We start from the raw sequence: 12,311 nt of genomic DNA on the forward strand, positions 1-12,311 counted from the left end.
AAAATCACCTTGGGCGATAATATTTCCGCCGTGAATTCCTGCACCAGGGCCAATATCAACTATATGGTTAGCTGCACGAATTGTTTCTTCATCGTGTTCAACGACAATTAATGTATTACCCAAATCACGCAATTTTGTTAAGGTTTTGAGCAACCTACCATTGTCTCGTTGATGCAAACCAATACTCGGTTCATCTAAAACGTAGAGAACTCCTGTTAAACCAGAACCAATTTGCGTTGCTAGACGAATTCGTTGTGCTTCACCACCAGAAAGGGTCATGGCGGGACGGTCAAGGGTAAGATAATCTAAACCTACATCTAACAAAAATTGCAATCTAGCTTTGATTTCTCGCAGGACTAAATCAGCAATTTGTAACTGGCGATCGCTCAACTTAAATTGCTCAATTCTCTCTCGACAATCTCGAATTGATACGGTAGTCAATTCTAAAATTCCGTATTGTCCCAACTTCACCGCCAAGGCTTCCGGTTTTAACCGTTTTCCTTTACAAACTTCACACGGTTGATCAATTAAATACTGCTCTAATTTTTGCTTAATTAATTCAGAACCACCTTCATATTGCCGTTGCAAAATTGGAATAGCACCTTTAAAACTTTGCTTCCTCTGTGCTTCTGCGGCTCGTTCATCTTTCTCTCCAAACAAAATAATTTGCTGCTGCTCTTCTGTCAGCTTGCTCCAATTTGTCTGTAACTCAAATCCATAAATCTGCCCTACACTGTAGAGTAATTCCAGATAATAAGAATTATCTTTTTCTGACCAAGGCGCGATCGCAGCGTAAACTGGCGCTTCCCAGTCGGGTACGATCAAGTCTGGCGCAAATCTTCTTAAAGTCCCAATTCCGTGACAGTGCGGACAAGCACCATAAGGCGAGTTAAACGAGAACAATCGCGGTGATAATTCCTCCATTACCGCGCCATGTACTGGACAAGCAAAATTTTCCGAAAATACTAACTCTTCTTCTTTTTCTTGTCCGTCGTCACCAAGTAGACTCACCAGAATGGCTGCAATACCACCCGATTGCTTGAGACATGTAGACAGGGAATCAACCAAACGCTCCTGAATATCAGCCTTTTTCACCAAGCGGTCGATTACCACTTCGATGGTGTGGGTAAAGTTTTTATCCAATTCAATGGAATCTGACAGTTCGCGGATCTCGCCATTGATCCGCACGCGGACAAAACCTTGAGAAGCAAGACTTGACAAAAGCTTACGATGTGTGCCCTTCTTCCCCCTGACAACGGGTGCAAGAATTTGGAAGCGGGTGCGATCTGGTAATTCCATGATGCGATCGCACATCTCATCGATTGTCTGGGGTGCAATACAGCGATCGCATATCGGACAATGGGGTTCGCCAGCTCGACCAAACAACAGCCGCAAATAGTCGTAAATCTCCGTCACCGTACCCACAGTGGAACGCGGGTTATGAGACGTTGATTTTTGGTCAATAGAAATTGCTGGACTTAAGCCTTCAATGGCTTCTACATCCGGCTTATCCAGTTGTCCTAAAAATTGCCGTGCGTAGGCGCTGAGGGATTCAACATAGCGACGTTGCCCTTCAGCGAAAATGGTATCAAAGGCTAGAGAAGACTTACCAGAACCAGAAACGCCAGTGAATACGATTAGGCGATCGCGTGGCAATTCCAAGTCAATATTTTTCAGATTATGCTGCCTAGCACCCCGAATCCGAATGGTATTCTGGCTGTTGTGGCTGGGGTACGGAAGATGTCCATTCAAGGATGCTGCTAGCTGTTTGTCTGACATATTGGGCGGCGAAGAAGGAGTTTCTTATGAAACAGTCCTTAATAATACTATTTTTAATCGGTTTATTGTAGAACAATAGTACTGTTCTAGAGAGTTATCATTCCAGATTCATGCCGCAGATATATTTAAGAGTCTGCTAATTTGGAAGCATCCCGATTAAATATCCTTCTGAGGGCGAAGCTATGGTATCGCAAATCCAACCGCCGACCCAGCCAGAGGTCATCTACCCAGATAGTGACGGACAACCAGTGGCTAACAATACCATACAGTTTGGCTGGATTGTAGAAATTAAGCAGAATCTAGATTGGCTATTTGCTGATGATCCAAATGTATTTGTCGCCGGGGATTTATTTTGGTATCCGGTAGAGGGACGTAACAAAATTGTTAATGCCCCAGATGTGCTGGTGGTATTAGGTAGACCAAAAGGCGATCGCTTGTGCTATCAACAATGGAAGGAAGAGGGAGTTGCACCACAAGTGGTGTTTGAAATTCTTTCTCCCAGCAACACCCAAACTGAAATGGATAAGAAATTACTTTTCTACGATCGCTATGGCGTAGAAGAGTACTACATTTACGATCCTGAAAAAAATAATTTGTGTGGATGGTTGCGTAGCGAAGACGGTTTAGATGTCATCCCCCAAATGGAAGATTGGGTGAGTCCTCTGTTAAAAATTCGCTTTGTTCCATCATCAGAGGGTTTACAGTTATATCGCCCTGATGGAGAACGGTTTTTAACTTATACAGAAATTTCTCGCAACGCCGAGCAAGAAAGGCAACGGGCTGAACAAGAACGCCAACGGGCGGAACTTGCAGAACAAGCCAGAAGAGATGCCATACCCCGATTATTGCAAATGAATTTGAGCATCGAACAGATTGCCCAAGCTTTGGCATTGTCAGTGGAAGAAGTGCGAACTCTCGCTCAGGAGTAATGCCGTGTGCAATTTTTTAATCGGGTTATTAGAAATTGAATTTTTACTTGAGATATTCCGATCATGCTAGCCAATGCAGCCACCTATAATGTCACCTGGGAAAAGTTACCTGATGATTTTGTTTTAGACAACGAGCCAGTGGATAACATTAATCAGCCAATCTTGGCTGCTGCTTTAAGAGAAAGCTTGGAACTTGCAGGCAGATTACCCACCGATGCTTTAACCATCACTAATTACGGTATCTGCGCCACTTTGAATAATCGATTTGTCGTCATAAGCACCAGATTGGGGATATGTACCATCTATTCGAGTCTCACGAGAAGAAGTGAAGCGCAGTTATACGCCACGACTCCAAGGTGATATTCCCGTAATTGTGATGGAATTTCTCTCAGATACCGAAGGTGGAGAGTATTCGAGTAAACCGACCTATCCCCCTGGTAAATGGTTTTATTATGAGCAGATTTTACAAGTGCCAAACTATGCCATTTTTGAACCAGATGGCGGAGTTTTAGAAGTTTATCGCCGAGATGATTTAGGACATTATGAACTGCAAACACCGGATGCAAATAATCGTCACTGGATTGCCGAAATGAATTTGTTTTTAGGCGTATGGCAAGGAAGCCGAAAAAACCGCACAGGTTATTGGTTACGTTGGTGGGATGATAACGGCGAACTATTACTGTGGGGTTTGGAGTTAGCAGCAAAAGAACGGGAGCGTGCAGAGAGATTGGCCGCTCAGTTAAAAACGCTGGGAGTAGAACCAGAGGTTTAACTTGGAACTTCGACCTTTTTACTCGGACGTTGGTGTTCAGAACTCGGAACTTCGACCTTTTTACTGGGTCATTGGTGTTCAGAACTCGGAACTTCCACCTTTTTACTGGGTCATTGGTGTTCGGAACTCGGAACTTCGACCTTTTTACTCGGTCATTGGTGTTCGGAACTCGAAACGTTGAGATCAGAACTTGAATTGCACCTTTTCATTACCAAGCGATCGCCTTTAACTCTACATTTAAGCTGTTCAGAACTGCGTAGGCGTAGCCCGTCGTAGACATCGCATTTCTAATTTACCAAGCGATCGCTGTTTTTGAATATTAACTCCCTCATCTCCCTCATCCCCCTACCGCCCCGAACACACCTTAGCCGCACCAGGATGGCTAGCCAAATAACCCTTAAGCCAACTGCAACCCTGCGCTAATAAATCATCAAGATTCAGATTCCACAATTTGATGGTCTTGTCATTACTTGCGGAAGCTAAAGTTTTGCCATATGGGCTGAAGACGACGCTATTGACCGAATAGCTATGCCCACTGAGGGTGGAAATTTCTTTGCCCGTGTCGAGATCCCACAATTTGATGGTCTTGTCAGCACTGGCGGAAGCTAAAGTTTTGCCATCGGGGCTGAAGACGACGCTATTGACAGAATCGCTATGTCCGCTCAGAGTGGTAATTTCTTTGCCCGTGTCGAGATTCCACAATTTGATGGTGCTGTCAGCACTGGCGGAAGCTAAAGTTTTGCCATCTGGGCTGAAAATGACGCTGTTGACCGAATAGCTATGCCCACTCAGGGTGGAAATTTCTTTGCCCGTGTCAAGATTCCACAATTTGATGGTCTTGTCAGCACTGGCGGAAGCTAAAGTTTTGCCATCTGGGCTGAAGACGACGCTGTTGACAGAATCGCTATGCCCTTCCAACTGATTTTGTTCACGAATGTTCAGCAGAGTAGTCTGTAAACTAAACAGAGGGCTGTAAGCGGGGTATTCTGCTAAAGATTGTTTATCCTTAACCAGACTTTTTAACGTTCCCGCAGCCTGCATTGCTAACAACAGTCCGTCAATTTCCCTTGAATCAAACAGTTGCAGCGCATTTGTTCCATCTTGTTCCAATCGCGTAGCCGTTAAAGCAACTTTTCTGGCTGCATCTGCCTTTTTTAGTTCCTCAAGAGAAGCTTTACGGACATTGACTGCCGCCTTCAGAGCAGTTTGAGCTTTTTGTAATTGTTGTCGCGCCTGCTGTTGTTCTTGCCTTGCTCTATTTAAATCCGCAACAGCTTTTTGACGTTGCTGTTGTGCCTCTTGCCGTTGTTGAATTGCTTGATTTGCCTGTACTTCAGCTTGACCAGCCTTTTCGCTAGCTGCTGCTACTTTGTTTTGGGCTAATTTCAGGTTTTGCTGTGCCTGATTCACTTTGTTATTTGCAGCATTCAGTTTTGAAGTTGCATTACTAAGGTTCCGTTTTACCTGTGTTGCCTGTTCCGATATCTTTTGATTCTCGCGTGATATTTTTTCGTTTTCTGCTGATATCCGTTGGTTATCTTGCTTGGTAGCTGCGGTTTCTGTTTTTGCTTTTTCTAATTCTGTTTGGGCATTATCTGTTTGTGCCCTTGCTGTTCGTGCTTGCCCTAATTGATATTGAGCAAATATTAATGATGCAGCTGCCCCCAGCACAGTCAGTCCTAACACCAAAGAACCAATGCGAATTCGCTGATTAGCTTTGTAGTTCGCCTCTGCTAATACCTGCTTTGCTTGTTCCTCTGCCTCCAGTCTTTTCTGCACATCATGCTTTTCTAACTCTTGGCTAGCAGCTAAAAACCGATAGTCCAAATCACTTAAACTTTTACCAACTGCCCACACTTGAGCATCCTGCAAAGTTTTTCCCCGTAACAAGCGCGACTCATCTTGACGTTCCGACTCAACCCAGGCATTAAATGTATCGGAGTAGGGGCGCAAGTTGGCTAAAATCTTTTCGCACCATTCCTGTTTAAACACCTCTGCATAAATCCGGTTATAAATTCGCAGTTTCCCTTCCCGCTTCACCACCAAACCCGTCAGCCGCAATTCCGTTTGTTCAGGACTATCATCAGCTACTATCTCTCCCTGCTGCAAAATCTGCTGATACAACCCCAACAATCGCCCAGTCCTCTGTTCCCCACTCTGCAAAATTCTGTCTCGAATCGTTTTCAAATGCTCCGGCTCATCTTGGGTTTCCCAATTCTCAATAATCCCCTCGCGTACCAACTCTTCCACCCAGTTTTCAGCTTCTAGTCCCCAGTTCCTAGTCTCCAATCCCCCCTGCACCAGCAATTTACAAACCTTTTGCGTCAAAAACGGCTGTCCTCCCGTCCAGTCCAGCACCACCTGCATCAACTCTTGAGAATCACCCACTTCTGCCAATCCCTGTGCCAAGGGTTGCGCCTCTTGGAGTTGAAAGCCGGTTAAATCAATTGCCTGTCCAATATTAAAAGGTGTCCGGCGTTTGTCTTGAATCAAATCTGAAGGTGTAGATACGCCAATCAAAGCAAAAGTAAGGCGGTTATATTCAGGATGGTTTGCTCGTCGGTTGTAGCAATCGCGGATAACTGCAAAAAAGTCATCCAAGTTGAATGAAAGACTCAGAATGCTGTCAATTTCATCAATAAAAATAACAATCTTTTCAGGAATTGTTTGAAGTAATATTGTTTCAATAAACTTGCTAAAGTGCTGTACTGATGAAAGCAAATGGTTATTATTCCACCAAGTGTCTAAATCAAAAGTTGTATAAATATTCAAACTTCCCACCAGAGTATCAATCACCCCGGCATACCACTGTTCTGGGGTAATATCTGCCGTGCCAATAGCTGTAATATCAACAGCAGCACAAGCAAATCCCTCAGTTTGCAACTGCTGCATTACCTGGACCCGCAAGCTAGATTTTCCCGTCTGCCGAGAATTGAGTACATAACAAAAATCCCCAGCCTTCAAGCCTTCATAGAGGTCATGGTCAGCTTGCCGTTTAACATAAGTTGGTGCATTTTGAGGTAAACTACCACCGACTTGATATTGGTACTGGGTCATAAACAATTAAAAATTCAGAGCGAGTTAAACAAACCTCTCCTTGCCTTGAACTAAAGTTCAAGTCTGTCCCTCTCCGATTCGGAGAGGGACGGTTTTGCGTAGTAAAACCAGGGAGAGGTCATAATTACGAATTACTAATTAAAGCAGCTAAGTGTTTTAACACTTTTACGACAGTATATAAGTCATCCCCACGATTAAGCGACAGTGTATAAGATAAGGCATATCTCGGTGTACTCTGTTTCGTCAACTTAATAAATTGAAATTCACTACCATTGGTGACAAACCCAAAAACAGGTTTTGCCGAAGTTGCATCTGCCAACATATAAGCCAATGCTTGTGGAATTGCAACTACTAGAGAGTAATCTGCTCGTTTTGCCTCAATCACAAGCACCCAGAATGGTGGATGGAACACCAAGATGTCGATACGTCCTCTGATAATTGTGCCTTCGTCTTCAGAAGAAATTCTTACCTCTTCTTCCGACGCGATGTAAAAAGGCGGTTGATAAAAACCTGCTAGACGCAATAGTGGAGATAGCACCACCATTTTGACTACAGGTTCTAAAATTTGGTAGCGGGATAAATGCAAATATTCTGCCTTGACTTGGTTGAGAGATTGCTTTTCTAAATCACTCAACTCAGGTAAATCTTGCTGCCACTCTGAAAAAAACTGTTCATTATCTGCACGTTGTAGCCCAAATTGATCTATGAGTTGCGCTAGGGTGATATCTTTTCCTTGAATAACTTGAACCATTTTTGAGCCTTTTTTTTATAGCGATTCAAAAAATGTTTGCGATAGATTACCCCACCCTAACCCTACCCTTATAAAGGGGAGGGAATTAGAGTTCTTTTCCCCCCTTTCCAAGGGGGGATTAAGGGGGGTAATTCGACTTGTGTATACACGGTAGCCTTAATAAGGGGGATTAAGGGGGGTGATACCTGGATAAGCCGAGGGTTTTGTTTATGTGTTGCATTCTTTTTTCAAATTGGTATTAAATAGTAATTGCAAATAAAAGTCCTATTGCACTCCTAATGTACTTTCTTAATTTTTAATTCCCAAGCGATCGCAAAAATATTGACGATACAATTTACACAGTGGCATCACTTCATTGCCTTGAAACTTAACTAACCCCATACTGCGGATTTTAAACGCTTCAGCTATGCCTACATACACGGAGCGATTTGCTGTCATCACTTGTTTGACCGCAGCTAGCGATTCTGCATCATCTTGCAAATTCAGCCAATGGCGGCGCAGATGGTCGCTGTAAGGCCCTTCCTCAGTTGCCGCGATTTTTTGCAGATTTTCCAGCGTCATCCTACCACGGGCAATTTCATAAAGTGCTACCCGCACTAAATAAGGATGGCCACCCACCAGCGTCATTAATTCTTCAATTTGCGAGTCAGCCCAATTGAGGCTGTGACGCTGTACCAAGTTTTGTACTTGTATTTGATTTAACTCTGGTAACTCAATGCGTAAACCTATATTAAAAGGCGAATGATTTATATTGAGTGGGATATAAACTTCTTTAGAATGCACAGTCACCAACCGGAGATTTTTCCAAACTGTCTCATTCTTTGACCGCTCATGCCAAGCTCGTAGTAATCCAAAAAAATCAGCCGCAATTATGGGATGCTTGAAGACTTCATCAACTTCATCCAAACCTATCGCTACGGGGCTATTAATCGCGGGTAATAAATACCGTTGAAAGTAATTTGTACATTTATTCTTGCTACCTAAAACACCCTTCCAATACTCATCTAACTTATCGGGTAGATTCAGTTCGTAGGTAATGCTGGCACAGAACCACTGCAAAAACTGATCTAAATTGCCGAGAAATTCTGCATCGGCTGACTGGAAATTGACGCGTGCTATCTGATAGCCATGTTGACTAGAATGATGGAGAACCCGCGACATGAGCGAAGTTTTGCCCATCTGCCAGGGAGCTTTGATGCGAATTAAGGCCCCTGGTTGAAGAATGGCTTCATAACAGTCTACCTCAATAGGCGATCGCTCCACATAGAAAGCAGAGTTTAGAGATACCTGTCCTTCTGGATTTTCTAAGGATACTGCTGTTTTTATCTCGGTATCTGGAATAATTTTGTTAGCAGAGATAGCACCTTGGGGATTGTTCCGGCTTTTTAGCACTGGTGTCGAAGACTCTGGAATACTTTCTAAATCAATCGCGCTACAGCCAAACTCATAAGCATCCTCATAAGACCTATCAGCACCCAGTGCATCATAAAAGCCTACCGCAAATTTAATTGCGGCGCGATCGCCAATTGCCCGATTCATCCCAACTACGCAATTAATGTGTTGATAAATAGACTCAGCTTGCACTTCGCTGTAACAGGCATTTAATAATACACACTCAATTTTGTCTTTAAATAACTTAAATAGCCTTGCCAGTGACTCTGTACTCACTAGCTGCATTTGCCCTGTATCATTTTCTAAGGCTAAACCTTGATTTCCTCCACCATGTCCAGAAAAATGGATGATATGAGAATTATGATCTAAAAGCGCCCGCCGCAAATCGTCAGGACGCACCGCCCATTTAGTAATAAGTTCAAATTTATCTCGGCTGCGAGAGCGTTGCAAGCCTTCCTGAATTTCCCTTACTTCCTCGTCCAAACGTAGTTTATCCGTCGTCGTGGGGTTCGCTGACACAATCAGGATTTTTTTCACAGCGCTATAACTATTGAATGCAGTCCTCTGGCTTAGATGTAGTTTACTACAGCAGGTAACTAGACAATTACTAATAACGCATTACCGTAAATAAGCCTTTGCTATTCATACCTTCCGGTGAAGGCGGTTTAACGCAAGAGTCGGTGGTACTTTCTTATAAAGTTTTTGTGATCGATATGCAGCGATTAATCCGAAAATTAGGAACACTTTCTACTAATTATTTATTAATGCTAAAAATAGCAGTTTAGTACACTTTACAACTAAGCGATTATAAGTAAAATATGTTGATTGATAGTATCAATTAGTAGCGTAAGCGTAGCCCGTTCTAGACATCACTCTCGATTATTGCCCAGAAGCAAGCAATTTAATCCAAAAGCTGGAAAAACTCATCATAGGAAGATGGCAATTATTTTGAAAAAAAGTATAATTGCTGACTGGATGATACGCCAAAAACCTTCTCTAATGGAGTGTCGATAATGACATTAGCAACAACTCCACAAACAAAGCCTTTAACAGATGAAGAATTACGTCAGATAAACGCCTACTGGCGTGCAGCGAACTATCTTTCCGTTGGGCAAATATATCTACTCGACAATCCGCTACTGAGAGAACCGCTAAAGCTGGAACACGTCAAACCCAGGCTATTGGGTCACTGGGGAACAACACCAGGGCTTAACTTGATCTATGCTCACCTGAATCGGGTTATTAAAAAATATGATCTAAACACGATCTATATTGCTGGCCCTGGTCATGGAGGCCCTGGACTGGTAGCCAACACCTATCTGGAAGGCACTTACACCGAGTATTATCACAACATCTCCCAGGATGCTGAAGGAATCCACAAACTCTTCAAACAATTTTCTTTTCCTGGTGGGATTCCTAGCCACGTTGCACCGGAAACCCCCGGTTCCATCCATGAAGGGGGGGAATTAGGTTATGCCCTTGTCCACGCTTTCGGTGCTGCCTTTGATAACCCTGATTTAATTGTTGCTGCTGTTGTGGGTGATGGCGAAGCTGAAACAGGCCCTTTAGCGACTAGCTGGCATTCCAATAAGTTTCTTAACCCCGTGCATGATGGGGCTGTACTGCCGATCCTGCACTTGAATGGATATAAAATTGCTAACCCAACAGTACTGGCACGGATCAGCCATGAGGAATTAGAAAGCTTATTTGTCGGCTATGGCTACAAGCCCTATTTTGTCGAAGGCGACGATCCCGCAGATGTCCACCAGCAGATGGCGGGAACTCTAGATATAGCGATCGCAGAAATTCAAAGTATCCAAAGAGAAGCCCGCGTACACGGTTTCACCGAACGTCCCCAGTGGCCAATGATTGTCTTGAAAACCCCCAAAGGTTGGACAGGGCCAAAGGAAGTTGATGGTAAAAAAACAGAAGGTTCTTGGCGATCGCATCAAGTTCCCTTGAGCAACATAGCCAAACAGCCAGAACATCTGAAACTCCTAGAAGATTGGATGAAGAGTTACAAACCAGAAGAACTCTTCGACGCTAACGGCACACTAATTCCAGAACTAGCAGAATTGGCTCCCAAAGGGCATCGGCGCATGGGTGACAATCCCCACACTAACGGCGGTCTTTTGCTGCGCGACCTGAAGATGCCCGACTTTCAAGACTATGCTGTAGATGTTCTCAAACCAGGGCAAGCGATCGCTGAAGCTACCCAAGTTGCAGGAATTTTCCTGCGGGATATCATGCAACTTAACCAAGAAAGCCGCAACTTTCGCATCGTTGGCCCTGATGAAACAGCATCGAATCGCTTGGGCGGTGTGTTGGAAGTTACAAACCGGACTTGGGTAGCCCAGGGCCTCCCCGAAGATGACCACCTTTCCCCTGATGGTCGGGTAATGGAAGTTCTCAGCGAAACTAATTGTCAAGGATGGTTAGAAGGCTACCTCCTCACCGGCCGCCACGGGTTTTTCTCTTGCTATGAGGCGTTCATCCACATAGTTGATTCGATGTTCAATCAGCACGCCAAATGGCTGAAAACGACCAGAGATATTCCCTGGCGTAAACCAATTGCTTCTCTCAATTATCTACTTACCTCCCATGTTTGGCGGCAAGACCACAACGGTTTCTCGCATCAAGACCCCGGTTTTATTGACCATGTAATCAACAAAAAAGCAGAAATCGTTCGCGTGTATTTGCCCCCCGATGCCAACACTCTGCTATCGGTAACTGACCATTGTTTAAGAAGCCGTAACTATGTCAACGTCATTGTTGCCGGAAAGCAACCAGCATTGCAATACCTAAATATGGATGCTGCTATCAAGCACTGCACCAAAGGCATCGGCATTTGGGAATGGGCAAGTAACGACCAAGACGGTGAACCAGATGTAGTGATGGCTTGTGCTGGGGATATTCCCACCTTAGAAACTTTAGCGGCCGTGGACATTCTGCGTCAGCATTTCCCTGAGTTAAAGGTGCGGGTAGTGAACGTAGTCGATTTGATGACACTACAGCCAACAAGCGAACATCCCCACGGTTTAAGCAAAAAAGACTTTGAAACGATTTTTACCACAGACAAACCGATTATCTTTGCATTTCATGGCTATCCTTGGCTGATTCATCGCCTAACCTATCGCCAGCCTAACCATGATAACTTGCATGTGCGTGGCTACAAGGAAGAAGGAACCACCACCACTCCCTTTGATATGGTTGTGCTTAACGATTTAGATCGCTTCCATCTAGTAATGGACGTAATTGATCGCGTACCAAAATTAGGATATAGGGCAGCTTATGTCAAACAGCAGTTGCAAGATAAGCTGATCGAACACAAACATTACATTGAGAAGTACGGCGACGATATGCCGGAAATTCGTGACTGGAAGTGGCCCTATTAACTAATTACTAATTCGTAATTCGTAATTCGTAGTGAAGAGTTCTTCACTACAAATTATTTTAACCTCTTCTTTCTGTGTTCTCTGTGTCTCTGTAGTTAAAATAATTACTCTTTAACTGCAAAGGCTCAGAGAACGCTGAGAAAAACAAAAGATTTTATCGAACAGAATTCAGGAGTCAGAAGTCAGAATCCAGTTGAGGTAGGCTGTTCTTAAGTAGGAGGAGGTTAAAATCTTGT

Annotated in this window: 6 protein-coding genes and 1 pseudogene; 3 read left to right on the top strand and 4 right to left on the bottom strand. The window is 43.8% G+C overall.

The window, feature by feature from the left end; all coding sequences use genetic code 11:
* Positions 1 to 1,779, bottom strand: a 1,779-nt coding sequence (uvrA, locus tag VE944_RS10095) for an excinuclease ABC subunit UvrA (RefSeq protein ID WP_324976042.1), incomplete at its 3' end; no start/stop codon positions are given.
* Between the two features lie 182 nt (positions 1,780 to 1,961).
* Between uvrA and VE944_RS10100 the strand changes: the two genes are divergently transcribed.
* Both VE944_RS10100 and VE944_RS10105 read left to right on the top strand, forming a co-directional pair.
* Positions 1,962 to 2,708, top strand: coding sequence for a Uma2 family endonuclease (locus VE944_RS10100; RefSeq protein ID WP_324976045.1), 747 nt, complete (start codon positions 1,962 to 1,964; stop codon positions 2,706 to 2,708).
* 63 nt (positions 2,709 to 2,771) lie between these two features.
* Positions 2,772 to 3,480: pseudogene (locus tag VE944_RS10105) on the top strand (Uma2 family endonuclease).
* Positions 3,481 to 3,825: 345 nt separating this feature from the next.
* On the opposite strand, the gene VE944_RS10110 reads toward VE944_RS10105, so the two are convergent.
* From VE944_RS10110 to VE944_RS10120, 3 genes are all read right to left on the bottom strand, one after another.
* Positions 3,826 to 6,537, bottom strand: coding sequence for an AAA-like domain-containing protein (locus tag VE944_RS10110; protein ID WP_324976048.1), 2,712 nt, complete (start codon positions 6,535 to 6,537; stop codon positions 3,826 to 3,828).
* Between the two features lie 124 nt (positions 6,538 to 6,661).
* The gene (locus VE944_RS10115; RefSeq protein WP_324976054.1) at positions 6,662 to 7,288 is read right to left on the bottom strand and encodes a type I restriction enzyme HsdR N-terminal domain-containing protein; all 627 of its coding nucleotides are present in this window, start codon (positions 7,286 to 7,288) and stop codon (positions 6,662 to 6,664) included.
* Positions 7,289 to 7,576: 288 nt separating this feature from the next.
* Positions 7,577 to 9,217: an AAA-like domain-containing protein gene (locus VE944_RS10120; protein ID WP_414690117.1), complete on the bottom strand. Its 1,641-nt coding sequence runs from the start codon at positions 9,215 to 9,217 to the stop codon at positions 7,577 to 7,579.
* A gap of 476 nt (positions 9,218 to 9,693) precedes the next feature.
* Here VE944_RS10120 and VE944_RS10125 point away from each other — a divergent pair, with 476 nt between their 5' ends.
* Positions 9,694 to 12,075, top strand: coding sequence for a phosphoketolase family protein (locus tag VE944_RS10125; RefSeq protein WP_324976057.1), 2,382 nt, complete (start codon positions 9,694 to 9,696; stop codon positions 12,073 to 12,075).
* Positions 12,076 to 12,311: the final 236 nt, after the last annotated feature.

This window comes from Nostoc sp., from assembly GCF_035638895.1.
Classification (GTDB): domain Bacteria; phylum Cyanobacteriota; class Cyanobacteriia; order Cyanobacteriales; family Nostocaceae; genus Nostoc.

Coding starts and splice junctions, on each gene's coding strand:
- VE944_RS10100 (WP_324976045.1), top strand. CDS start 1,962: ATGGTATCGCAAATCCAACCGCCGACCCAGCCAGAGGTCATCTACCCA.
- VE944_RS10110 (WP_324976048.1), bottom strand. CDS start 6,537: ATGACCCAGTACCAATATCAAGTCGGTGGTAGTTTACCTCAAAATGCA.
- VE944_RS10115 (WP_324976054.1), bottom strand. CDS start 7,288: ATGGTTCAAGTTATTCAAGGAAAAGATATCACCCTAGCGCAACTCATA.
- VE944_RS10125 (WP_324976057.1), top strand. CDS start 9,694: ATGACATTAGCAACAACTCCACAAACAAAGCCTTTAACAGATGAAGAA.